This window comes from Paenibacillus sp. S25, assembly GCF_019454085.1.
In the GTDB taxonomy this organism is placed as follows: Bacteria; Bacillota; Bacilli; order Paenibacillales; family Paenibacillaceae; genus Paenibacillus; species Paenibacillus polymyxa_B.
The window spans coordinates 5374062-5399002 of the sequence record NZ_CP073683.1 but is presented as its reverse complement, the minus strand read 5'-3'; the positions used below and the strand labels follow the sequence as shown (position 1 = coordinate 5399002).

Annotated in this window: 17 protein-coding genes; 14 read left to right on the top strand and 3 right to left on the bottom strand. The window is 43.9% G+C overall.

The window, feature by feature from the left end:
• Window positions 1-7: 7 nt before the first annotated feature.
• The 6 genes from KAI37_RS23635 (at window position 8) to metK (ending at window position 8499) form a co-directional block, all read left to right on the top strand.
• Window positions 8-1354 (top strand): efflux RND transporter periplasmic adaptor subunit, encoded by a 1347-nt coding sequence (locus KAI37_RS23635; RefSeq protein WP_071643333.1) that lies wholly within the window; start codon window positions 8-10, stop codon window positions 1352-1354.
• 542 nt (window positions 1355-1896) lie between these two features.
• Window positions 1897-4269 (top strand): copper amine oxidase N-terminal domain-containing protein, encoded by a 2373-nt coding sequence (locus KAI37_RS23630; protein WP_220030329.1) that lies wholly within the window; start codon window positions 1897-1899, stop codon window positions 4267-4269.
• Between the two features lie 99 nt (window positions 4270-4368).
• Complete coding sequence (locus KAI37_RS23625) at window positions 4369-5907, top strand: stalk domain-containing protein (RefSeq protein ID WP_220030328.1); 1539 nt, start codon at window positions 4369-4371, stop codon at window positions 5905-5907.
• Window positions 5908-5952: 45 nt separating this feature from the next.
• On the top strand, window positions 5953-6531 hold the full coding sequence (locus KAI37_RS23620; RefSeq protein ID WP_220030327.1) for a hypothetical protein: 579 nt from the start codon (window positions 5953-5955) through the stop codon (window positions 6529-6531).
• A gap of 141 nt (window positions 6532-6672) precedes the next feature.
• Window positions 6673-6963, top strand: a complete 291-nt coding sequence (locus tag KAI37_RS23615) for an alpha/beta-type small acid-soluble spore protein (RefSeq protein ID WP_071643325.1) — start codon at window positions 6673-6675, stop codon at window positions 6961-6963.
• 333 nt (window positions 6964-7296) lie between these two features.
• Window positions 7297-8499 (top strand): methionine adenosyltransferase, encoded by a 1203-nt coding sequence (gene metK, locus KAI37_RS23610; RefSeq protein ID WP_220030326.1) that lies wholly within the window; start codon window positions 7297-7299, stop codon window positions 8497-8499.
• 129 nt (window positions 8500-8628) lie between these two features.
• Here the strand turns inward: metK and KAI37_RS23605 are convergent, their stop codons facing one another.
• The 3 genes from KAI37_RS23605 to KAI37_RS23595 are packed head-to-tail and all read right to left on the bottom strand — an operon-like array spanning window position 8629 to window position 14110.
• Window positions 8629-9531: a TetR/AcrR family transcriptional regulator gene (locus tag KAI37_RS23605; RefSeq protein ID WP_071643323.1), complete on the bottom strand. Its 903-nt coding sequence runs from the start codon at window positions 9529-9531 to the stop codon at window positions 8629-8631.
• Window positions 9532-9587: 56 nt separating this feature from the next.
• Window positions 9588-12704, bottom strand: coding sequence for an efflux RND transporter permease subunit (locus KAI37_RS23600; protein ID WP_071643321.1), 3117 nt, complete (start codon window positions 12702-12704; stop codon window positions 9588-9590).
• Window positions 12701-14110 carry an efflux RND transporter periplasmic adaptor subunit gene (locus KAI37_RS23595; protein WP_071643319.1) on the bottom strand — a complete coding sequence of 470 codons (1410 nt, stop codon included), beginning with the start codon at window positions 14108-14110 and terminating at the stop codon, window positions 12701-12703. Before KAI37_RS23595 ends, KAI37_RS23600 begins: the two co-directional genes overlap by 4 nt.
• Before the next feature lie 267 nt (window positions 14111-14377).
• On the opposite strand from KAI37_RS23595, the gene KAI37_RS23590 reads away from it, so the two are divergent.
• From KAI37_RS23590 to KAI37_RS23555, 8 genes are all read left to right on the top strand, one after another.
• Entirely contained in the window at window positions 14378-17095 is a 2718-nt protein-coding gene (locus KAI37_RS23590) for a stalk domain-containing protein (protein ID WP_076294037.1), read from the top strand.
• Window positions 17096-17142: 47 nt separating this feature from the next.
• Window positions 17143-18303 carry a sensor histidine kinase gene (locus KAI37_RS23585; protein WP_013312293.1) on the top strand — a complete coding sequence of 387 codons (1161 nt, stop codon included), beginning with the start codon at window positions 17143-17145 and terminating at the stop codon, window positions 18301-18303.
• Between the two features lie 4 nt (window positions 18304-18307).
• Window positions 18308-19030, top strand: coding sequence for a response regulator (locus tag KAI37_RS23580; protein ID WP_007432713.1), 723 nt, complete (start codon window positions 18308-18310; stop codon window positions 19028-19030).
• Window positions 19031-19199: 169 nt separating this feature from the next.
• Entirely contained in the window at window positions 19200-19640 is a 441-nt protein-coding gene (locus KAI37_RS23575) for a hypothetical protein (RefSeq protein WP_025719114.1), read from the top strand.
• Window positions 19641-19840: 200 nt separating this feature from the next.
• On the top strand, window positions 19841-21955 hold the full coding sequence (locus KAI37_RS23570) for a helicase-related protein (protein WP_071643315.1): 2115 nt from the start codon (window positions 19841-19843) through the stop codon (window positions 21953-21955).
• 86 nt (window positions 21956-22041) lie between these two features.
• Window positions 22042-22869, top strand: coding sequence for a ComFC family protein (locus KAI37_RS23565; RefSeq protein WP_258383016.1), 828 nt, complete (start codon window positions 22042-22044; stop codon window positions 22867-22869).
• A 381-nt stretch (window positions 22870-23250) separates the two neighbouring features.
• Entirely contained in the window at window positions 23251-23718 is a 468-nt protein-coding gene (locus tag KAI37_RS23560; protein ID WP_220026231.1) for a LysM peptidoglycan-binding domain-containing protein, read from the top strand.
• Between the two features lie 747 nt (window positions 23719-24465).
• Complete coding sequence (locus tag KAI37_RS23555) at window positions 24466-24876, top strand: TIGR03826 family flagellar region protein (protein ID WP_023990675.1); 411 nt, start codon at window positions 24466-24468, stop codon at window positions 24874-24876.
• The last annotated feature ends 65 nt before the right edge of the window (window positions 24877-24941 follow it).

The following is a 24941-nucleotide window of genomic DNA, read 5'->3' as shown; positions in this document are numbered from 1 at the left end:
AAACATAATGAATAAAAAAAGTGCTCTGATTGCTACAACTTTGCTTTTATCAGTTGCATTAGCAGGTTGCGGTGGGGGAGAGGCCCCTGCCGCAACGACTACGGCGCAGCAAGCCATTCCAGTTCAAATAGCAAAAGTGGCTAAAGGTAGTATTAACGATTCAACAGGTATTATTGGAAGCTTTGCTCCCAAAGAGACGGCTCAGGTGTCTCCGAAAATTAGTGGTAAGATTCAAAGTATTAATCTTACAGTGGGGCAAAAAGTAAGCAAAGGCGACACATTGTTTACTATAGACCAAAAGGACCTGCAGGACGCGATTAAGCAATCCCAGGAATCGTACCAGGTTGCCTTGGCTAATTTAAAGCAGGCTGAGTCTGGTGCAGCACAGTCGGTGCAGCAGGCAGAATCCAGCGTGGATCAAGCCAAAAGTGCGCTTGTCCAGCAAGACAACACCATCACCCAAGCTCAGACCAGTCTGGTTGATGCTCAGAGTTCCGTGCGTGATGCTCAAAATACGCTCAATCGCAACCAACAGTTGTTTAGTGCGGGCGCTCTATCTCAATCCGAGTTAGAGCAGTCTCAAATAGCGCATAGAAGAGCTTTGACTGCGGTGGAAAATGCACAGATCACACTTCACAATGCGCAAACGTCCAAGGAAAGTGCACAAACAACATATAGCAATGCTCAAAAATCATTACGTCTTGCACAACAGAAAACCGGCATTGACGTAGCTCGTGCTTCTGTCAATCAAGCTAAGTCCAGTTTAGACACAGCACGTAGTCAACTGGTGGATTCTGTAGTCAAAGCTCCGATTTCCGGCACGATATCGGTAGTAACAGGAACCCAGGGGCAAATGGTTAGTGCACAATCCGCGGTTGCTACAATAGCGAATACCAATCCTATTATTGCTAAAGTTAACGTTTCTGAATCTGAGCTTCTTAAGTTGCAGGTGGGTTCATCTGTGACTGTAGGTGTGGACTCCTTAGATAAGCGAATTGAGGCCAGAGTATCGGCCGTCAATCCGGTAATGGATAATGATCTCAAGGCATATCCTGTCGAGATTTCGGTTCCTAATGGATCAGGTGAATTAAAATCAGGGATGGTTGTAACTGTATACATGAAATCAGAAGCTCCTAAAAACATTTTGGTATCGCAGGATGCCATTACGGAGCAGGCAGGGAAAAAGTATGCTTATGTAGTGGAAGGAACAGTGGCTAAGCGGGTAGAGGTGCAGACAGGCCAGGAAAGTGCCAAGCAGATTGAGGTAACCAAGGGGCTTGCTGAAGGACAAAATGTTGTCGTTAAGGGCGTTAGTCTGCTTACGGATGGCGCGAAGATTAATGTAGTGAAGTAATTTGTCTCGGTTATATTTACCGTAAATCACTGTTACTCCGTCATTCCTACTATCTAAAGTGTATTAGAGTATTAGGTTTCAAGGGAATCTATAGACTTTATGTGCTTTATATATTCTATGGATAATTCTTAACGAATATACTCCATTAAAGACCGTCTTAAATGTACGAAAATGACCCTTGTACATTTAAGGTTGATAAGGTAAAAGTTGTAGGATGACGGAGGAACAGGTTTAATAGTATAATTATTACTGTGGGAAGCGGAATACATAATCAAAAAAAATAAAAATTTTTTTTGAAACAGACGCAACTTTTTGAACCCATGCTACGTCTAATTGGGTGAGTATGAAACAAAGGGGTACAAAAGCGTAAAGACAAAATTCGCTAAAAAAAATCTTTACTGCATTGTTATCACATTGTATAATACTGGAGTACGTCATAAATGGACGCTTTCTTTCAACTAGATTCCAAGCTTCTGTGATATTGTCACAGATATCATTTTATAAGGGTTCTCATAAAGCTCGGAAAGGAGGTGTAACGACTGATGAGTGACAAGATCCGACAAAAAGACAAAAATAATATTTCTGGTTATATTCAAGGAGGAGAAAAAAAGGTTATGACAAAGTTTAATAAAAAAATGATCAACGTGCTGGCAACAGCAACATTGGTTGCTGGTGTTGCAGCTCCAATCGCAGCATTGACTGCACCAACTGCAATCCATGCAGCATCTAGCTACTCTGCTGTTAATACTCCTAGCATTGGTTCAAGCCAAACTACTAACACTACTCTGGGTAGAGTAAAAGTTAACATAAGCCAAGCTTCTGTTGGCAAAAATGAATCTTTCACTGTTACATTGCCTAAAGGTTTTGAATTTGCTACTAATCCTGGTGTTGTCCCTACTGCTATTGATTCTACTTATGGTTTGGGTGTTTACATTGCTCCAGGCGATAACGATGAGGATGCTGCAGCTCGTGCAGAAACTGGATACGTTAAGGGCGAAGGTGTGACTGTAGAGAAGCTCACTAATAACTCTGCAAGAGTGACTTTCAACTTTACTAACTCTAAAGATAGCGTTGATCTTTACCTGAACTTTGGTAAAATTAATGTTAACGGACCTAGCAATGGACCTGTAAAAGCTACTTTTGATGCAGCTTCTGCAAGTGGTTTCACTAGCGGTGAAGCAACAATTGCAAACGTAGTTTCTTCCGGTCAAGTATCTTTGTCTGCTGCTGATACAGTTTCCAGTGAAGAGAACTTTACTGCAACTTTGAAAGTTAAAGAAGAAACAGCTGGTTCTTTGGGTAATAGCAACATTAAGTTGAAATTGCCTAGTGGTTTCAAATGGGATTCCGCTCCTAAAAGCCCAGCCACTATTTTGTTTACTTCTAAGACAGACAAAGCAATTCAACCATCAGATGTGAACTACTCTACTGATGGCGATACGCTTACTTTGTCTTTGAAAAAAGTGAGTGACGACCAAACATCTTTCCAATTGCCTGTAGGATTCTATGTTGATGATGAAAACAGTGCAAAAGAAGGCGACGTTACAGTTAGTATCTCTGGTAATGCAACAACTGATGTTAGCTCCCTCGTAGTTGGTAGCTATGGTCAAATCGGTGGTGGCGTTTCCGTTGCTACTCCATCAACAATTCTTGCTGGTCATGATGAGCAAAAAATTGGTGATGTTACAATTAAAGAAACTGTTGCTGGTTCTTTCGTAAAAGGACGTACTGTAACTTTGCGTTTGCCTGAAGGTGCTCGTTGGCAGTCAACTTTTGAAAGCAATAACCCAGGAAGCAACTTCTCCGGTTCTATGGAGAACACTAACGGTTTGGGTGGAGCAGAGGTTTCCTATACTGACTCTGACAAACGTACTTTGAAATTGACTTTCAACAACGCTAACAGCACAACTGATGCTGGTAGTCTGAAATTGAAAAACGTTGAAGTTGCTACGCAACCAGGTTTCTCTGGCGATCTGAACGTTGATGTTGCTGGTAGCCAAGGTCTGAGCGGTACTGTTAAGGTTGCAACTGTGAAACAAGCAGTTACTCTGGCTGCTGCTTCCAAACCAACCCTGACAATCGGTCTGGGCGATCAACAAGTTGGTGATATCACAATCACTGAAGCTGCTAAAGAAGCTTTCGTTAAGAAAGACGGTAGCCGTGAAGTAATCTTGGAATTGCCAACAGGAGTACGTTTTGCTGCTACTCCAGAAGTAAAAGTTACAGCTGGTGACGTTAAAGTGAAGAGCGTATCTACTGATACTTACGGCGAAAGCAACAAAGGCCGTCTGAGCTTCTACATCGATAGCGAAAGTGCTACTCCAAGTACAATCACAATCTCAGCTCCTAAGCTGACTGTTGACCGTACTGTAGCTCAAGGCGACATCGTTGCTAAGCTGAAAGGTAGCGCAGTTTCTTACACTGCATACAAAGGCGCAACTGACAACACTCAAAACTGGAAAGACAACAACACTGCAGCTGCTGAAGTAGCAATCGCAACTGTTGGAACTCCAGCTCCAGGTGCTACTAAAACTAAAGCTGTCTTCACACTGGGAAGTACTTCCTACACTGTGAACGGCGAAAGTAAAACTTCTGATGTAGCTGCTTATGCTGAAAACGGACGCACTTACTTGCCAGTACGTTATGCAGCTGAAGCTCTGGGTGTATCCCCACAAAACATCCTGTTTGACAAAGCGACTTCCACAGTTACCCTGATTAAAGGTGACCGCGTTGCTCAAATCAAACTGAACACAAACCTGTTGACTATTAACGGTTCTGTGGTTCGTATGGACGTTAAAGCTGTAACTAACAAAAACCGTACTGTACTGCCTATCTTCTGGGTGAGCAGAGCGTTGGATGCATCCATCAACTATGATGCAACTGCTAAAACAGTAACTGTTGAAAACAACAACTAATTTAAGAGCAACTCTTTTGAGTTAACTGAATTAGATGAGAAGAGGGTTCCTTTTGGAGCCCTTTTCTTTTATTAGTCTTATTGACAAAGGAGAGAAATTATGAAACGTTTTGGAGTGGCAGTACTGTCCACATTGGTTCTTTCTTCTGCGTTCGCCAGTCTTGCAGGAGCTCAACCAGGTGATATAAAGGTTATTATTAACGGTGTAACTCAGCAATATACCCAGTCCCCGGTTGTTAGTCAAAATACAACCTTGGTGCCTCTGCGTGGTGTTTTTGAAAGCTTGGGCGCGAAAGTCGATTGGGACAGCAAAGCTAAAAAAGTGACAGCATCTAAAAATGACGATACGTTATCTTTAAATGTTGGTTCTAAACTTGCTTATAAAAATAGTAATCCTGTGCAGCTCGATGCAGCAACTCAAATTCAAAAGGGTCAAGTACTCGTTCCTTTACGTTTTGTGAGCCAATCATTAGGCGCCAAAGTAAATTGGGATCAGGCTACACGAACAGTGACCATTTCCAATCAAGCTAATGGTAGCACTACTGGTGATCAAACCAATAGTTTGTCCAGTAAGCCTCTCGCAACCCCTGTGACCCAAGTTACTTATGATACCTACTATAATGATTCTTTGACCTATAAGGATGCAGTTAAACTGGCCGTAGCTGATAGTACTTCAGTTAAAACAGCAGCAACGAATATCGATCAGGCTGGAAAAATCATGAAAGAAGCTGGCAAGGATATTAACTTTGTTCCAGCAGAAGCAGGTGATGAAGCACAAGACAAAGCTTTTAAAGGTTATGCCCAAACGAACCTTAATTATGAGGCTGCTAAAAAGAACTTGGATATGACTAAAGAAGGTATTGAGTACAATGTGAAGGATCTTTACAATAAGCTTCTTCAAAAGCAAAATGCCGTTAAGCTGGCTGCTTTGAATATTGAAGATGCCGAGCGCAAACTGAAAGTAGCACAAATTAAACGAGATAATCAGATGTCGAGTGACTATGAGGTTACGCAAGCAACTAATCAGGTGACTCAAAATCAAGCTGCTTTAGAGAAAGCAAAAAAAGATCTAGATAGTGCATATGTATCTTTGAACCAAGTAATTGGTTACAAACCAGAGCAACGTTATGAATTAAAGGATAAACCTGCATATTCTGAGTTCAAAGATAATGTGGAAACTAAAGTAAGCCAAGTACTTACCAGCAGCACGGCCATTTGGCTGAGCGAGCAAAAAGTGGATTTAGCTGAATTGAGCTTGAAGCTCTACAATTTTAGTACGCCAGGAAACACACCTTACGAAGCTGAACAACTTAATGTCGAGAAAGCTCAGTATGCAACAGAGGGTACAAAGAGACAACTCGAAGAAGCAGTAAGAACAATTTATAATAACATCAAAGCATTAGAAAGCCAGTACTCACAGATTCAAGCTGGTTTGGTGAGTGCTAGAAGTGCGGCTGATATGGCTAAGAAGCAATTTGATGTTGGGTTGGCTACAGAGCTACAGGTTTATGAAGCTAATTTGAAAGTGACTACTGCTGAGCAACAGGCCGAAGATATAGTTACAAATATTGATACATTGAAGTTGGCATTTGATAAGCCTTGGGCTATGCAGGGTTCTTCTGGAGCTAGCGCACAATAATTAAAACTTAACTATACTTGCTATAACCTGCTGTAGGAGGACTTCATGAAATCACGCTATAAAGTATCGTTGGCTGCTGTTTTACTTGGAGGAGGAATTGTTGCTGGTTCCTTAATGAACAATTCAGTTAATGGTGCCTCCAGTTCTGGACAACCTGGTACAGCTGATGATCCAGTCGTAACCAAAAGCTATGTCGACCAAAAAATTGCTCAGGCAATTAAAGGTGGAGTACCAGCAAGTAACACGAGTAGTAAAACGACTAGTTCGAATGCTCCAGCAACAAACGCTACTTCTAACACAACGGCGTCAGGAACTTCTGGTGCAGGAAAAACTTCCACACCAGAACAGACAGAAGCTTTAAAGGTAGTTGATGTAAAGCCTGGTCAAAAACTGATTGCCAAAGCAGGCTCGGAATTTATTTTACGTAATGGCTATGCCGTTGTGTATAGTATGGATGCCAGTGGTGCTATTGATATTACTTCTGGAACGGAAATTGTCCATAATCAGGCTGTCGAGAAAAATCATTTATTATCCTTTCCTAGAGAAGGAAGAGGTATTCAAGTAAAAGAAGGTCAGAAGTTTGGTCTGGTTGTTATGGTACGAGGCGGTTATACTGTTCAGTAAACTGTTTTGTATATAAGCAGCTTTCGGTGGCTCTTTTTCTTAAATACTGCTTGGGATAGCAAATTGTTCTTGGCTAAGTTGAACCTAATCGCTGCACACTAACCCCATGAAAGACAATACGTTTAGTGGAGGGTGTATACGATGGCATCAAGAGGTCAAAGACGATTAATTCCTGAAAGCCGTGCCAGGTTAGATGATTTGAAGTATGAGATCGCTGCTGAGTTTGGGCTGCCTGTTTATAATCCCCAATATACACATATACAACCTAAGGCTGACAGTGAGTTTGCTGCAGAATTGGGACAGTTTGCAGGAGTCGAAAATGTAGCATGGCGCGATTTAACTTCAAGACAGAACGGTTCAGTTGGTGGTGAAATTACTAAGCGATTGATACAATCTGCTGAACGCAGCTTATCTGAATATGGTACATTGTAAATTGCAATAATTTTTACAGTTTTTGATTATATAGTAGCGTATAAACTGGGGTTATTTACATGTGAATCGAAAATGGTTTGCATGTAAACTTACCTCAATTTCGAAAGTTGTAATTGGGCTGTATGAATTGACACCTTGTTTTAAATAGGATATCATGGCATTTGAGGCTTGTACGCAACCTTTTCCTAACGGAAAAGGTTCATTTTTTATTAATCAGGTGTAACAAGATATCTCCCGCCATTTGTTGGCTTGAAGGTATCTGAATAATACCATTGCCATGTCAGGATTTTTTTATAAATCCTCATGTATTTTAATTGTGGGAGGTTGAAATTCATGTCTGTAAAAGGCCGTCATTTGTTCACGTCCGAGTCTGTAACAGAAGGCCATCCGGATAAAATCTGTGATCAGATATCCGATGCTGTATTGGACGCCTTTCTGGCTAATGACCCTAATGCACGGGTAGCATGTGAAGTATCGGTAGCTACTGGTCTTGTTCTCGTCATTGGTGAAATCAGCTCCAAATCGGAATACGTGGATATTCCATCCATTGTACGTAATACGATTAAGGAAATTGGCTATACACGTGCGAAATACGGTTTCGACTATAATACTTGCGCTGTATTGACTTCTTTGAATGAACAGTCGCCGGACATTGCTCAGGGGGTTAATGCTGCCTTGGAAAGCCGTGATCCTGCTGAAGTAGATAAAGAAACGGATAATATTGGGGCTGGGGATCAAGGATTGATGTTTGGTTTTGCTACGAACGAGACACCTGAGTTGATGCCTTTGCCTATCGCTATGTCTCACCGTATTGCACGACGCTTGTCTGAAGTACGTAAGGATGGAACGCTGAATTACCTTCGTCCAGACGGTAAAACCCAAGTAACGGTAGAGTATGAAAATGGTAAACCTGTTCGTATTGATGCTATTGTGGTTTCTACGCAGCATGCAGAGGATACTACTTTGGAGCAAATTCAAGCAGACATCAAAGAAAAGGTTATTTTGCCAGTTGTCCCTGCCGAATTATTGGATGAGCAAACCAAGTATTACATTAATCCGACAGGACGCTTTGTTATCGGTGGCCCTCAAGGAGATGCAGGTCTGACAGGCCGTAAAATTATTGTGGATACGTATGGTGGTTATGCACGTCACGGCGGGGGAGCATTCTCCGGTAAAGATCCGACTAAAGTGGACCGTTCCGCTGCTTACGCTGCTCGTTATGTAGCGAAAAACCTCGTAGCAGCTGGATTGGCAGACAAAGTGGAAATTCAGCTTGCTTATGCCATCGGTGTAGCTACGCCTGTTTCGATTAACGTCGATACATACGGTACGGGTAAAGTAAGTGATGAGAAGCTGGTTGAATTGATCCGAAATAACTTTGATCTGCGCCCAACAGGCATTATCCGCATGTTGGATCTGCGTCGTCCAATTTATAAGCAAACTGCTGCCTACGGTCACTTTGGCCGTACAGATTTGGATGTACCATGGGAGAGCGTAGATAAAGCTGAAATTCTAAAAGAACAAGCGGGTTTGTAATTCCTCGTATGTTATCAAAATAAAAGCAATAACCCAAAAAGACTGTTTCATGCTTTGCATGAACAGTCTTTTTTTGATGTCTTTCGCTGTTAAGTATGAATTTGTTCCGATGTACCGAATGCTGAGTGACTACTCGGATATCGGTGCATGGTCCAATAAATTTTTAAGTAAACGACAAACCTTTTGCAGTTCCTTGTACTGCTCCAAATACGCAAAAAGGGCTTTCAGGAGGCCTTTTTGAGGGTTCGATTTCAGAGCCTCTTCCTTTAAATGAGCGTAGATTTGCTGACACTCCTGTTTCTCCTCTGAACTCCACGAAGACAGCAGTATACTGTCTTCCAAGGAGTGGAGAAGGCTGTTAATTTGACGACCTTGGTCAAAGGGATTACTTAGAGCACTTTCAGGTAACCAGCCTTGCTTGCTCCAGAACAAATGTGGAGCTGAATCAGCATTGTTCAGGCTGGTTGCCAAGGAACTGGATAAGAAGATGATAAACTGTGTTAGATGTTCAATCGTTTCATCATTCATCCGATCGGCAAAGAAGCGAATATATTCAAACACAATGCTTTTAAGTACAAAGGTCATATCCCATGCATGATCTTCAATGCTCGGTCCAAAAATATCAATCAGGCAGTCGCGAACCCATTTGTACAATTTATATTCATGATTTTCGAACGCGTAATTGAGTTGTTCATTCTGAAAAATAAGCATAGAAGGCTCAGGAAGATCCATCATAAGATACACTTTATTTTCAACGAGATTTTTCAAGTAAAGTACAATAAAACCGTGCAGTTTATCATGCTTAGAAAGATCAGGTTTACTGTAGAGAGCCCGGATGTCTTGTTCAATGTTATTTTCCAGAATGATACACATTTCTAGAGGGAGTTCTTCTTTTCCTTGAAAATATTTATAAAAGGATGCCTTCGCCATCCCACTTTCTTTGGCGATTTCTTCAACAGATGTTGAATAATAGCCTTTTCTGGAGAACAGCCGAATGGCCGCTTGTAAAATATCATTTTTTTTACTTTCCATACATACTTCCCCCTAGGGACCGACCAACTCGACAGCATGCGAATTCACTTCATACCTCACAAAGGTTGGTCACGTGTGATAACTGTGTGCTGCTGTTTTTTGAGTTGACGGCGCATCTTGTACTTGGCCATGATCATATACAAGGACGGTACGACAAACAAGGTTAACAAGGTCGAGAATAACAAACCGAAAATGACGGTAAACGCCAGTGGCTTAAAGAGCAGGCTTCCCAATAGTGCTAACGGAATCATACCTACAATTGCTGCCAAAGATGTCAATAAAATCGGTCTGAAGCGAGCAGCGGCTGCCTGTATTACGGCTTCCTTTAATTCCATTCCTTCATGTCGTGCATCCTCGATAAATTCAATTAACACAATCCCATTCCGCACAACAATGCCTGCGAGAGCAATAATTCCCATGATGCTCATAAAACCGATAGGCATACCAGTCAAGAAAATACCAATAATCCCGCCGGCTGCTGCCAGATACACGGTCGTCATAATAATAATAGGAATGGAGAGAGAATAAAATTGCATGGTAATCAAGAGTAAAATGAGCAAGACTACAACGATCGCCAGCTGTCCTAAGTCCTTGAATATGGTCGATTGGTCAGAGGTTTCCCCACCAACCTCCCATTTGTAGCCTTCTGGGAACTTCATTTGCGCCAGCTTACTTTCAACGTCAACCATCGCTTCGCTTGCAGTTCGTCCATTCAAGTCGGCTTCCACCGTAATCGTCCGCTCCATATTGTAATGCTTGATTTGCTGAATAGCAAATGACGGCTTAATCTGGACGAGCTGGTTTAATGGTATTTGCTTACCAGCTGCATTAACTACACTTAATTGTTGGAAAAGCTTACTTGGCTCCTCGTCACTGTGATTCAAATACATTTTAATATCTACTAGACTATTTCCAGTATCAAATTGGCTGACTTGAGCTCCCTCTTTTAATAGAAGCAGGGTGCGAGTCAAATCGGTGTAGCTTACTAGGTACTGATCCATCGCCTGTTTGTTGACCTCAAGCTCCAGTGCATATCGTTCAATTCCTATATCATCCACGACGCCTGTTGTGCCCTCTACTGTCGCGATCTGCTCCTTTGCTTTTTGGGCAAGGGTTTGCAGTTCATTCAGATCCTGACCTGAGATACGAATAGAAACGGGCTTACCCACTGGAATCCCGAGACGAGGAACATACATCGTAACTGTAACTCCAGGGTAGGATTTCTTAACATGTTGTTCCCAAGCATCCACTGTCGTATTGAGATCGAATACGTTTTCTTTGCCGACGACAGCAATCTGCCCCACCGTTTCGTTATAACTAATATTTCCACCCGAACTATTAATGTCACTAAACAGTTGTGGGGCAGTCCCTCCAGCGCTGTAGACGACCTTGGAAGTCTCAGGTTGCTTTTTCACCCAGCCTGCAAGGTCTTTAACGACCTGGTCGGTTTCCGCAATTGAAGTGCCTACAGGCATTTTTATATTTAGTGCAACATGAGGATCTTCCGACTCAGGGAATAGTTCAACTGAAGTAAAGGGAACTAATCCATAGGCGGCTGTTCCAAGCATGAGTCCGACCATGGCTGTCAGCAAGGGACGCTGAATGACCTTAGGCATCAGTTTTTGTGAATAGAGCTTGTTTAAAGAATGAATCTGCTGGCCGAGCAAGCCTGCTGGTTTAGATTTACCCTGAGGGTGACGAGCCTGTCTGCGCTTCTCATACCATTCTCGAAAAATAGGAATGATGGTAAGCGACATGATCATAGAGGCAAGCATGGTCAGGGAGACAATAGCGGGAATGGGTCTAATAAAGGCCCCTACGTTTCCCGGCAGAAACAACAATGGCGCGAAAGCTGAGATGGTGGCCAGAGTTGCAACCAAAATAGAAAGCATGACCTCTTTGGTACCTTTTACAGCTGCGACTGAGGGCGATTCTCCTAATTCCGTAAGTCTACGCTCAATATTATCATTTACAACTACGGCATCATCCACGAGTATGCCGAGTACGATGATCAGACCGACAACGGAAATCTGATTTAGAGTAATGCCGAACATAGGCAAAAAGATAATGGCAATCGAAACCGATATAGGAATTGCCAGTGCGACAAATGCAGAGGTGAGCATATTCAGCCCCAACATACAAACGAGAATAACGGCCGCAATCGCAAGAATCGTTTCACGCTTTAAGTCGTCAAAGATATGAGTTACCTGATCCTTTTGTGCAAAAAGAGTTTGAAAGTGAACACCTGCGGGAAGTGTTTTCTCCAGTTCTTTGAGCTTGGTATTAACCTTTTCACTCATAGAAGGGATATCTGTGCCTGTTTCTGCTCCGATACTTAGCGTAATGGCCGGTTTACCCTCTACATAGGCAAAGTATTCTGCATTAGGATGTGCCAGCTCCGTTGTGCCGACATCTCTCAAATAAACAGGATTACCTTCTTTGGTGCGTGTCAAAAGAACCTGATTCAATTCATCAGCTTTTTCGGTCTCGCGAACAATAAGTTGATAGGTACGTCCGTTGTATTCAATATTACCGGTAGGAACCCGATCAATTTGAGACTGGATCGCTTGAGCTACTTGTCCCCATGACAGCTGGTATTGCTGAAGCTTCTGGTTGTCAATATGGACACGTACTTCTTGATCAGGGAGACCATTGAATTTGACGCTAGATACGCCAGAAATGGTATTAAGCTGATCTTTCCAAGTTGTTGTTAAATCATTTAGTTTATACAGTGGTGCGGAAGAGTCAGCTGTTAGGGCATAGGAGCCGATAAAAGAGCTGGTTAGCTTGTCATTTACAACAGGCACTTCAGCGCCTTGAGGAAGATCAGCTTGTGCATCCTGCACCTTTTTACGCATATTATCCCAAACCGTTTGAGGATCAACTCCGTTTTTGGATTCGATTAAAATAGAGGAGAATCCGTTACCAGAAGTCGAACTAATCGTTTTAACACCTTCTACTTCCTTAATGCGTTTCTCTAGCTCTTTGGTTACGGTTTGTTCTACTTTTTGTGGTGAAGCACCAGGGTAGACTGTTGTTACCATAGCATTCTGTATGGTGACATCCGGCATTTCCTGCTGTGGTAGCTGGAAAAAGCCGAAGATTCCGACCAAAATCAGCATGACAAAAAACAGCAATGTAATTTTTCGTTTTTTTACAATGTACTCAATCATGGTCGTCCGCCTTCCTCCGACTGAATCGCATTTCCATCAAACAGGCTTTCTGCCCCTTTAACGACAATACGTTCACCTTCATGGAGTCCCGATACGATTTGTAACTGATTTTCTACAACCTGATTACCAAGCTCCACAGGAATTTTTACAGCTTTTCCTTGAACATCTTTGAAAATAAAAGGTTTGCTGCCCGTATTAATGACCGCTTCGGCAGGTACGAGAATCCCATTCTTGTCTGTCACCTGTTGAGCAGCTTTAATGACCTGGCCGGGTAACCAGTCTCGCTGTGGATTGTTTATAACAATTTCTACGTTAACCCTTCCTGTATCGGTGCTGGTTGAAGGATAGACGTTAGACACCGTACCTTGACGAGTTTCTTCATAGAGCACAACTTTCACTTGTTGTCCCTTTTTCCAATCCTTAATTTCACTGTCTGGTACAGGAAGCAGTACTTTGAGACGGTCGATGGAGCCTATGCGATAGACGGCTTGCCCTGACGCGACCAAATCACCTGTATTCACGATTTTATCTAAGATTACGCCGTTCACGGGAGAGGTTAAACGGGTGCGTGATAGTGCTAGCTCTGCCTGACCCTTGGCGACAAGAGCTTTTTGGTAGTTAGCACTGGCTTGTTTCTTGGAAGCCTCAGCCTGTTCAGTGGCTGCAAGAGCTTTAGTTCTACCTGCAAGCGCATCCTGAAAGGAAGCCTGGACCGATTGATGGTCTTCGGCTGTTGCCCCTTCTAGCAAAAGGGACAGGGAGTCTTTCGCTTGCTCCAGATTTTTAAGAGCAGCAGTTTCGTTCAGGCGGGCATTCTCGTTATCCGACGCGGTGGCTGCGCCCGCCTCAAACAGCTTTTGTGTACGCTCGCTATCTGTCTTTGCCTTGATATAGGCGCTTTGCGCCTTATCTACAGTGGCTTGCGCTTGTTGTTTTTCCTGAGCACGTGCGCCCTTATTGACCTTGCTGACATTTGCGCGAGCGCTCGTGATACCAGCATCGGCAGATTGGATCGCAGAGGCAGCTGCCTGTAGGTTAGCCTGTGCGTTATCCATACCGGCCAAGGCCTCTTGAATAGAGGCTGTCGCCTGTGCAACCTGCAGTCTATAGTCAGCGTCATCTAGACGGGCAATGGTTGTACCTTTCTGTACAGCTGTACCGGTAGTGATTTCTGCGCTAGCGACAATACCACCGTTCTGAAAAGCCAGCGTACGTTCCTCATAGGCTTGAAGAGTGCCTGACAAGTTATAGGCTGTATGAAGGGGCGTGGATTTGACGATTGCAGTGCGTACAACGGTTGGCTGTGCAGATGAACCTAGAGCGGCATCTTTTTTTTCTGTAGAACATCCGGTGATTGCGATGCTCAGGGATAAAGTGAATATGATGATGACTCGTTGTTTATTCATGATTATCAATCCTTCCGAGTAGGGTCATAATTAGAGTTTTGAACCAATCAGTATTATTTGAACTTATTAGTTCAAATGTATTATAGTGCGCCAATATTGCATTCGTCAATTCACCGTTTTAGATTTTACGAATTAGTTGACGGGATTTTCGTAACTTTTGCCTATATAATAAGTCTATTAACATAAGAGGATTTTTTTGTTTATTGATAGAGTACACGTGCGGAACAAAACCGTTTGAATACATTGAAGATGGGAGCTATTATCCAAATGTTTTTAAGTAATAAGAAACAGAGTAAAGTGAAAGTTAATGGCAGAGGAATCGCTAAAAGATGGGCCGTGTTAACACTGGCAGGGGTATTATGGGTCGGTCCGGTTGCTGGAACTGGGGCTCTAATCCCCTTGAATGGTTGGATGTCTGCTCCAATTGCAAGTGCAGCCTCTGGTTCAACTGTCAAATTGGGCGAAGAGATCATTACTTCGGGTGCAACATTATTGAAATATCGTTTTAAAGGTTCCAAAGGAACAGCGCTAGCTGATATCATTCGAGTGGACTTGCAAAATCCGTACGTTAAGCTGGATGTCATGACGGGGAAGAATGGACAGTTTACGACCCGTCAGAGCACAGGTGGCATGGCAAAAGAGACCGGGGCGGTTGCTGGTGTAAACGGGGATTATTTTAATACCTCCAGCGAGGGAGCGCCGATCGGTGGACAAGTATCCAAGGGTGTGTTGATGTCTACTCCGTCTGATTTAACGGGTATGTATGCCTTTGCTGTAACCAAGGATGGTTCTCCGATGGTGGAGCAGTTTACTTTTGAAGGTACAGTGAAAGCTGGAGATGGGTCGTCCTTCTCTTTGGCGGGGATGAACAAGGCTTCGTATTCCCCTGAGACGAGTGGGGGCAACTATAGTCACTCTAATGCTATGTATATATATACATCTTCTTGGAAAGCAATTGAGCGCCCCAAAAACAGTTCGACAACGCCCACCGAGATATTGGTACAAAATGGTGTAGTTACACAAGTCTCTGACAATGCTACGTTGAATATGACCGTTCCGCAGGATGGCTATATTTTACGTACTCATGGTAAAGCTGCTGATTATGCCAAAGCGCATCTGACCGTGGGACAAACCGTAGAAACGAGCTATCATCTTCGTGTTAAATCGACAGGGAGTGAAGTAGATCCTTCTAACCTTCAGATGATGATTGGTGGACATACCATATTAGTAAATGACGGTCAGAAAACCTCATTTTCTCGGAGCACAACAAGCATAGGCGGGACGCGTGCGCGTACAGCTCTGGGATATTCTCGTGATAAGCGTTACGCTTATGTCATAGCTGTTGAGAAGAATGGGAACAGCGTTGGTGTATCCCTGAGCGAGCTGCAAACGCTGATGAAGGATATTGGCGTCTGGAAGGGGATGAACCTTGACGGGGGCGGCTCTACCACCATGGTGACCCGTGATTTGGGAGATACGACAGCGGGGCTTACGTTCAATACAGAATATGGTACAGAGCAACGTAGTATTGTAAATGGAGTAGGGGTATATACCAATGCTCCTAAAGGAACGCTCAAAGGCTTCACCATCAAGGGCAATAAAACGCTGCTGATTGGACAGACCGGAAGCTATTCCTTCAAAGGGTATGACAACTACTACAATCCATTTGATACCTCGAAAGTACAAGTGACGTGGAAATCCAGCAATCCGGCTGTTGTATCAGTGAGCGGCGGCGTTGTAAAGGGAGCCAAACCAGGAACGGCTACTTTAACGGCATCCAGTGGCTCAGCCAGCGCTACAACCAAGGTCACGGTGCTTGGAGCAGATGAAATTTCATCACTTACCGCAGGCACTGGAACTGGCTCGCTTACCGCTGGAGCTAAAATCGCTGTACCGGTAACGGCAAAGACAAAAGATGGACAGAGTGTCAGCATTACGTCAGATGCGCTCAAATGGGAGTTCATCGGCTTTAAGGGAAGTGTCAAGGACAATCAGCTTACAGTAAATACGGTGGATGCAGGTGTGAAAACGGGCTATGCCATCGGTCGCTATGATGGTTTCAGCGCTGTCGTCTTCCTGTCTGCTGGCGGAGCAAGTACAAACAACTGGGAGAACTTCGAAAATGTTTCGTATCCGGTTGATTTTACTTCGAATGTGGAAGGTGTTACCGGCACAGCGGCTGTTGTACAAGGAGATGGCGACCATGCCAATTCCAAAGTGCTAGAGCTGAACTACGATATGACGAACGGCAGCGGTAAAATGTATGCTTACGCTCAATTGAACGGCACATCTGGGAAAACGCTTGAACAGGCGGCTACTTCCATCTCGATTGATGTCAGAGGGGATAAGAGTCTGAACTGGCTGCGTGCAGAGCTAGAGGATGCTCAAGGCAAAACAGCATATATTGATCTCGCTAAAGTGATCGACTGGAACGGCTGGAAAACCATTAATGCAGATATGAGCGGTTTGAATATTTCGTATCCTGCGAAGCTGAAGCGTCTTTATGTGGTCAATGTGGCAGAGGGTCAGGACGAGCGCGCTAAAACAGGCAAGGTTGCTTTTGATAATATTTCTTTTAATACACCGGGAACGGTCGGTACAGAAGGACTCAAAAAAGGAACAGCTCAAATGACGATCGGGCAAAAATCAATGACGGTGAACGGAACGCCGACCACGATTGATGCCGCTCCGATGACTCGCGATGGTTCAACGTATGTTCCGATCAAGTATGTACTGGACGCATTTGGTGGACAAGCCAAATGGAATGCGGGCGATCAGCGGATCACCATTATGCGCGGCGGTGTACTGATGGATTTGACCGTAGGGAAAAAAGAAGTTGTTCTGAACGGGAAGCGTCAAAGCACTGATGTTGCACCCGTTGTGCTAGGAGGTAGGACTTTAGTCCCATTAAGACTCGTGTCTGAGCAGTTAGGAATGACTGTAAAATGGGAACAGGAAACGAAGACCATCACCCTTCAGTCATGATATGGTATGATATATACTTGAAATGCTAGGATTGGAGTAGAACATTTGTGGACTTTCAAGCCGATATCATAGACCGAGTCATTAAAAATGCCATCCAGGTGATGGAGAACAGCAAATATCAGATGTTCGAAATATTGGACACGGCCCGGACCGAGCTGGTCACGTTAAATCAGGAGCTCCAGAGCGTCTTGAAGGAAACGGCAGAAACGATCGAAAAGGTGGACCAGCTGGAAATGAACTATCGGCGGTCCCGCATTCGTTTGACTGAGGTCAGCCGTGACTTCGTGCGCTATTCGGAAGAGGATATCAAGCAGGCTTATGAGAAGGCAACACAGCTTCAACTCGATGTGATGATTTTCCGTGAGAAGGAAATGTATCTCAAAGCCAGAAGAGATGATCTTCAAAAGCGGGCCAAAAGTGTCGAGGCTTCTGTCGAGCGCGCCGAAACCATCGGTTCGCAGATGGGGGTCGTGCTAGAATATTTGTCGGGCGAATTGGGACAAGTGACGCGGATCATCGAATCGGCCAAAAATCGGCAGTTTATTGGTCTGAAAATTATTTTAGCTCAGGAAGAGGAGCGCAAGCGCATATCCCGTGAAATTCACGATGGACCTGCGCAGCTCCTTGCGCATCTAGTGCTTAGGACGGAAATTGTGGAAAGAATGATCGCCAAGCAGGAATTTAAGATGGTTCAGGACGAAATAGTAGACTTGAAGAAACAGGTTCGCTCCAGTCTTGAGGAAATGCGAAAGGTCATTTTCAATTTGCGTCCTATGGCCCTGGATGATCTGGGACTTATTCCGACGCTCCGGAAATATGTGCAGGATTTTGAAGAAAAAACAAAGATTAGATCGCTTTTTGAAACAAGGGGCAAGGAACACCGTCTCTCTTCCGCGATGGAAGCAGCCATTTACCGTCTGATCCAGGAAGCTTTGACCAACGCTGCCAAGCATGCTTATCCTACCTATGTGCTTGTTGAGATTACCTATCAGGCGCAGCTTGTAAAAATCGTGGTGCAGGATAATGGTTTGGGCTTCAAGCCAGAGCTTTTTCAGCAAAAAAGCAAAGATCATGGGCATTTTGGTCTGATTGGTATGCGGGAAAGGGTTGAACTGCTCGAGGGGAGAATGGAGATCGAATCAGCTGAGAATCAAGGCACCAAGATAGTGATTCATATCCCAACCAACGTGGAAAAGGGAAAGGAGTAACAACATGGAAAATCAGGAAATTAGTAATGCACCCATTAAAGTTCTCTTAGCGGACGATCATCAGTTGTTCCGTGAAGGACTTAAACGTATTTTGAATATGGAGGACGACATTGAGGTCATCGGAGAATGTGGCGACGGCATTCAAGTGTTGGAATTCTGTAACGTAGAGAAACCGGATATTGTTCTGATGGACATTAATATGCCAATTGAAAATGGTGTAGAGGCAACTGAAAAACTGCGTGAGATGTTCCCGGATGTCAAAGTTATCATTTTATCCATTCATGATGATGAAAGCTATGTATTCGAGACGTTGCGCAAGGGAGCCAATGGTTATTTGTTAAAAGATATGGAGGCCGAGTCTCTCATTAATGCAATTCGTTCGGTTCATGAAGGATATGCGTTTATCCATCCGAAGGTAACGGGTAAACTCATTCAGCAGCTTCGCCGGATGACCTACTTGAACGAAACAGGGGCTATGGCTGAAGGTCATACGAAGGAAGCCGGCGTGAAGTTTGTCGCAGGTGAAAATAATCCATTGACCCGCCGTGAAGCTGAAGTGCTGCGTCTGATGGCTGAAGGTAAGAGCAACAAGATGATCGGTGAATATTTATTCATTAGTGAGAAAACGGTCAAAAACCATGTCAGCAGCATTCTGCAGAAAATGGAGGTTGATGACCGTACACAAGCAGTTATTAACTCAATCAAATATGGATGGGTTACGCTGTAAAGTGTAGTTTTTCCATGCATTAGACGATGCAGCTGCTAATAGATATGAATGCTGTACCGCCTTTCTTTTGGAGCGATATGTCCGCTCATACGGAAACCCAGTACATAACCGTGACACCTCTTCCTGTTATACGGCATATATTGTCGCTATAGGAGGAGGTGGAACCCTCGTGACGGCTCACTTGGTTTGGATATTGCTTATATATGGTGTGGGAGCCGCAGTCGTTCATCTTATGTATATACGACAGGCGGTTCAGGCTTATCACAATGGTGAAGATTCACGCGCAATATCTCCGGGTCATCGTGCGACTCGCTATATTGTGATTACGTCCAATGACGGAGATCGTGTGGAATGGGTGATGCGTTCGCTGAACATACTTGCCTGGTTACACCGGAGGCCGCTACATGTGACAGTACTGGATGATGAATCTATGGACGATACGCTACCGATTCTGACACGGTTAGTGCGCTATAGTCATATGGATGTTTCAGTCATTTCAAGTCGTTTTTCACCGGGGAACCCGGTCTTACCGAAGTCAGGCGGTGAAAAACAGGTTGTTATTGATCTTAGAACGGTCAAGTCGTTGGCGGACGCCCCACTTGTTCCTTAGCGACAGGGGATTGTGGACATCGTGGTCAAAATCGGATATAAATGTTTATAAACAGTTGCATAGGCAAGACGACAGGGATTTCGTTGAGATCTACTTGATGTGAAGCACACTTCAGGCTATTAGCCATAGGAGTGTGCTTTTTTGCTGTTCTCTGGGGTGACAAGAACCGCAAAAATTATGAATGGGAGGAGAAGGGGAAGGTGAAAATTGCAGTATATGCAGTGAGTTATAAAGGGAATTGGACTCTCCGATTATCTGTGGATATTCGAGTAGATATGACATGGTGGATGAATCAAGATGAGGGGCAAGAGAATGTTGTCGAAAGATGGGTGTTATTAGGAGATGAGCTTCCCTTGTCCTGGGGGACTAAGTTGTGCGAAACATTTAAGGAATTAGCAGATATGGAGCGATGGGGAAAACGGCAGTGGTGGGCTTATATTCTCGCACAGCTAAAAAGTGGACTGGCTCCTGAGCCTTTCAACGGAGAACGGATTTTATCTAGAGGAGTAGAAAATATATGCATTTGGGATGGTGGACAAGGGTGGACTTCTCGCACAGAAAGTAGGAATGAGGGACGAGAAACAAACGGAGGTTTACGTTCTATTCAAAAAAGGAGCCTCGTCACGGGAATTGATGGATTGGAAAGGGAGTGTTTAACACGACAAGCGAATGAGCTGGTTAATTTGTTGTCAGGCCGCCAGTTACTCGTTCCGGAAGCCGAAGCGCTACTGGCAGAGGCAGCGCCAGGTTTGGAGTGTACTTGGCGATCCGCTGCACAGCTTGCATATCTGCAAGGCCGACTCAGCTTTGCTGCTGGCCTCGCTCCAGCAACACGCACGCGCTGGTCTGCCGCGCGTACGCATGAACTCCGCTGCAACCGTTGTGGCAGCGGGATAGTGCACCGCACGAGCTGTGCATCGTGCGGACGTAAGGCGTGCGCTTACTGCGAGACATGCCTCGCGCTGGGGCGCAGCCGTGAATGCTCGCTGCTGCTGCGCGGTGCAGCGAAACCCGCCCTGCCACACACAGCAGGCACAGCCCCGGCGAGGGAACTCGACCGCTGGGGGCTGAGCCCTGCACAGCGTGCCGCCGCGGAAGCGGCGTTGCGCTTTTTGGCCGCACCGCACGGCGAAGTGCGGGGACGTTTTCGCCCGGAAGGCGGTGGGCTCCGGGCGTTGTTCCGGCGCGACATGGTTGCGTGCCGGGGATCAGATGCTGCCTCTTCGCAGGGCAGCAACCTTGCCCACAGCAGGCAGTCTTCGCAGAAACCTGGCGAAGATGCAAGGTATAGCGCTGATCGGCAAGGGCACGGTACTACGGTAGAACGTTTTCTGCTCTGGGCTGTAACAGGCGCAGGCAAGACGGAAATGATGTTTCCGCTCTTGCAATATGTGTTGGACCATGGAGGAACGGCACTTGTGGCAACACCACGCCGTGATGTAGTACTGGAGTTAGCCCCTCGTTTGGCCATTGCTTTTCCCGATGTGAGTATGGTGACGCTCTATGGGGGAAGCGCAGAACGCTGGCAAAGGGGACAGCTTACACTGGCAACGACACATCAGCTATTGCGTTATCGTCAAGCCTTTGATTTGGTTGTGATTGACGAGATTGACGCGTTCCCTTATCACAATGATCCTATGCTTGCTTTTGCTGCACGAGCAGTATGTAAGCCAAAGGGCAAGTTTATCTATTTGTCTGCTACACCACCGCATGCTTTACAGAAAGAGGCTGCACGCGGTTTACTGCCACACGCCAAGGTTCCCGTTCGTTTTCATCGTCATCCCCTACCTGTCCCATTTCGCCTGGGGACTGCTTCAGTGCAACATTGGCTGCAAAAAGGTCGGCTTCCCGCATCCTTTATTCAACGCCTACGCGTATCCATACAACGTGGAGCACAGGTTTTCCTGTTTGTGACACGAATCTCACATATTCAGGGACTTGTGGAGCTGCTGATTAAACAATTGCCTGATGTAACTATTGCTGGAACCTCCTCACAGGATGAAGAAAGGACCGCTAAAGTGCGCTTATTTCGAGCTACTGAAATACGAGTTCTGGTCACAACGACTATTTTGGAGCGAGGGGTGACTGTTCCACGGAGTGATGTGTATGTGTTAGACGCGGACAGCAGTCTTTTTGATGAAGCCTCTCTTGTCCAAATGGCTGGTCGCGCGGGAAGGTCCAAGGATGATCCGTGTGGAGGTGTTATTTTTACATCGCCCCAATGGACTCGAGGCCAAAAGAGAGCGATTAGACAAATTAAACGAATGAATGCACTGGCTCGGAAAAAAGGATACCTGAAGGAGTTGAAGCACTAAATGTATTAAATAAAAAAAGTTTTTTTGGAAATGTGAAACCTGAAACAATGTCAGTACGTAAACTACCAAGAAAGGTGCATTCTGGTATGGGGATGATTCCAAGAACCCGTCTATTTTTGAATTGGTTATTCCAACGTCAGTCCCAAACATGTATCGCTTGCGGCACTTTCACAGGACGTTTTTCTGAATTCTCTGGGATATGTACTTCTTGTTCGCTTCAAATTCCTTGGGTTTACAACATTCGTTGTGTTCATTGCGGACGTCCGACGTTTTGCCCGGATTGCGTAAAATTTGACCGATTAGAACGTTACTTTGTATGCAATCGGAGTGCAACCAGCTATACGCCGATGATGAGAGAATGGATTGGACAGTTCAAATATCGCGGGAATGAAAAGTATGGTTCCTTGCTGGGTGAGATCATGAATCGAGCCTATCAGGCGATGAGGTGTGAGTTTGCAAGTCTTAAACATTCTCGTTTCAAGCGATCTTTGTGGAGTGTGGATGTAGTGACCTGTGTCCCAGTAAGTGAGAAAAGGCTGACAGAGCGAGGCTTCAATCAGGCTCGGATATTGGCAGAAGAGATCGCTAGGCGGAATAAGCTCCCCTTCCTATCATTACTTTCTCGTCCACAAGATACAGGCAAACAAAGCTTTAAATCAAAAAAGGAACGCATGAACACAATGAATAATGCGTTTTCTGTCGACCCCAACATGACAAATTTGATGAAGTCTTTTATTTTAAAAGCTGAATCTCAATGTGTTACGAAGGGTAAGCTTTTCGTTACCGTTTTGCTTGTAGATGATATTTATACAACGGGGAGCACATTGCAGGCGTGTGCACGTGTATTGAGAGAAAAGGCATTAGAGCAAGGAATACATTTGACTATTTTTTGCCTGACTTTAGCCAGATCATAAGTCCAATCTCCAGTATTTCTCATGATTATTTTGCTTGAAACTATGAAAAAAGGGTATAATTCCCTTAATGGAAGAATTAGATGATAGAGCAGAAGCCATTTAAACCATACAATCAGCAGGATTTGACAACGAGCTAGAGAGAGGTATATAATAAAAATATAGAGACAAACAAAAAGTAAGGAAGTGAGGGATGAAAACAGAATATTTCAATTTAGAGGTTGATTTTTTTGGAAAATAGGAGTACAATTTCTATCTGTTGATAGCTAACATGATTGGTAATAAGTGATTAGCTAATGACTAAAGAGCGGACATTGGGAGTGTCTCGCTCAGTAGTAAAGCAGTTAATTAAAATTTAAAGCTAAAAAGAGGAGAGAAAAAATCATGAAAAACGTAATGAAAAAAGTAGCAGTATCTAGCATGTTGGCAGTTAGTTTAGGTGCAGTATCTTTGTTGAGTCCACTTGCAACAGGTCAAGTAATGGCAAAATCGAACACAGAAAGCAACAGAGACCAAGCTGAAGAACAACTGATCATTCAACAACAAGAAGCAGCACAAAAAGCATTTGAAGCAAAACTTTTTGGAACTGAAACTACTGAAAATGCAGCAACTACAACACCAGCTCAACCAGCTACTGAGAACAACAATCAAGCAACAACCACAAAACCAGCAACGACTACAACTGAAACACCAGCAACTGTAAATACAATCACTGTAAATGTTCAAGAGGGCGACACATTGGCTTCTATTGCTGAAAAATACGGTGTAACTGTTGAAGAACTGGTTAAAATCAACAACCTGGTTAAAGCAGGTCAAGAATTGCAAGTACCGCAAGCAAACACAAATAAATAATTATCATTATAAATGAATAATGAAGTGTGTTTTTTAAACCAAGCGTTTGACTATAGTATACGGGAAGGCCTCTATTAAAACAATGCTTTTTTGAATAATTATTTGTGAAATAGCTTGTTTTTTTGGGCTGCAAATTTCCGTTGGTGCATCTAGCTTGATTTCAGATAGGTTATAAGTTGAGATGATGTTAGGTCCATGAGATTTATGAATACCCACACTCCATGTGCGGAGCATTCGTATGGGCGCCGTTCCCCCGGATTTACAGGGCTTTCTTGATGTCATTCGGGGCACAGGTGAACATGAATTCTTCTGAGGATTGTTTCGCCCGGTTTTTCCCTCATCTTGATATTTAATTTCTACATTTACTCATATTCATATATAGCTATTTTAATTATATAATGAAGCGCTATTCCCGAAAATAACTGGAATGGCGCTTATTTTATTTCTATTCTAAAGTATGGAGCAATGTTTGACGATAAATAGACACATGCAATAGGCTGAGCTATTAGCTTTCATAGGCTTTCTTTATTTTTATGTCATTGCATATTGATGTATATAGATGTAGAGAAACTTTTGCTGATGGATCATTCTCTCTTATTCTTTTACTATGATAACTTTTAAGATGTGCAATTGTGTAAAATCCGAAAATCTTTTTTGAAATATTTGCTAGACGAGGCTCTTCATTATAAGTTAATGTAAGGATAAAAGTAATTAAAGATCGGAAATTGGAAAGGGGCGCTACAGAGGATGAACTTGGATAACTGTCCTCGCTGTGGAAAGCTGTTTATTAAGAACGTCAGGGGAATCTGTCAGAACTGTATTAAAGAAATTGAATTTGAATACGAACGCTGTGTCAAACATATACGTGAAAATAAGGGCATTCATATGCATGAGCTTTCAGAGGCTACTGAGGTATCCGTAAAGCAAATCACGACATTTATACGTGAGGGACGTATTTCCATTGCTAATGCGCCCAATATGACGTATCCTTGCGAGGTATGCGGGATACCGATTCGTGAAGGGCATATGTGCGATTCTTGTCGAACACGTCTGACTAAAGACCTGCATCAGGCTGTACGCGAAAGTAGTAATCAGGATCAAAGTAATAATATGGGCTCAGGTACCTACAGCGCGATTGATAAACTTCGTGGAAAGTAGTACAGGGGAATTAAAAACGCATTCAGCTATTCAAAAAGTTTCAAATACCGCCGATAATCTTTATA

What these genes read in the sequence shown, in the direction of transcription:
- KAI37_RS23635 (WP_071643333.1), top strand. Translation starts at nt 8, where the DNA reads ATGAATAAAAAAAGTGCTCTGATTGCTACAACTTTGCTTTTATCAGTT.
- KAI37_RS23630 (WP_220030329.1), top strand. Translation starts at nt 1,897, where the DNA reads ATGAGTGACAAGATCCGACAAAAAGACAAAAATAATATTTCTGGTTAT.
- KAI37_RS23625 (WP_220030328.1), top strand. Translation starts at nt 4,369, where the DNA reads ATGAAACGTTTTGGAGTGGCAGTACTGTCCACATTGGTTCTTTCTTCT.
- KAI37_RS23620 (WP_220030327.1), top strand. Translation starts at nt 5,953, where the DNA reads ATGAAATCACGCTATAAAGTATCGTTGGCTGCTGTTTTACTTGGAGGA.
- KAI37_RS23615 (WP_071643325.1), top strand. Translation starts at nt 6,673, where the DNA reads ATGGCATCAAGAGGTCAAAGACGATTAATTCCTGAAAGCCGTGCCAGG.
- metK (WP_220030326.1), top strand. Translation starts at nt 7,297, where the DNA reads ATGTCTGTAAAAGGCCGTCATTTGTTCACGTCCGAGTCTGTAACAGAA.
- KAI37_RS23605 (WP_071643323.1), bottom strand. Translation starts at nt 9,531, where the DNA reads ATGGAAAGTAAAAAAAATGATATTTTACAAGCGGCCATTCGGCTGTTC.
- KAI37_RS23600 (WP_071643321.1), bottom strand. Translation starts at nt 12,704, where the DNA reads ATGATTGAGTACATTGTAAAAAAACGAAAAATTACATTGCTGTTTTTT.
- KAI37_RS23595 (WP_071643319.1), bottom strand. Translation starts at nt 14,110, where the DNA reads ATGAATAAACAACGAGTCATCATCATATTCACTTTATCCCTGAGCATC.
- KAI37_RS23590 (WP_076294037.1), top strand. Translation starts at nt 14,378, where the DNA reads ATGTTTTTAAGTAATAAGAAACAGAGTAAAGTGAAAGTTAATGGCAGA.
- KAI37_RS23580 (WP_007432713.1), top strand. Translation starts at nt 18,308, where the DNA reads ATGGAAAATCAGGAAATTAGTAATGCACCCATTAAAGTTCTCTTAGCG.
- KAI37_RS23565 (WP_258383016.1), top strand. Translation starts at nt 22,042, where the DNA reads ATGGGGATGATTCCAAGAACCCGTCTATTTTTGAATTGGTTATTCCAA.
- KAI37_RS23560 (WP_220026231.1), top strand. Translation starts at nt 23,251, where the DNA reads ATGAAAAACGTAATGAAAAAAGTAGCAGTATCTAGCATGTTGGCAGTT.
- KAI37_RS23555 (WP_023990675.1), top strand. Translation starts at nt 24,466, where the DNA reads ATGAACTTGGATAACTGTCCTCGCTGTGGAAAGCTGTTTATTAAGAAC.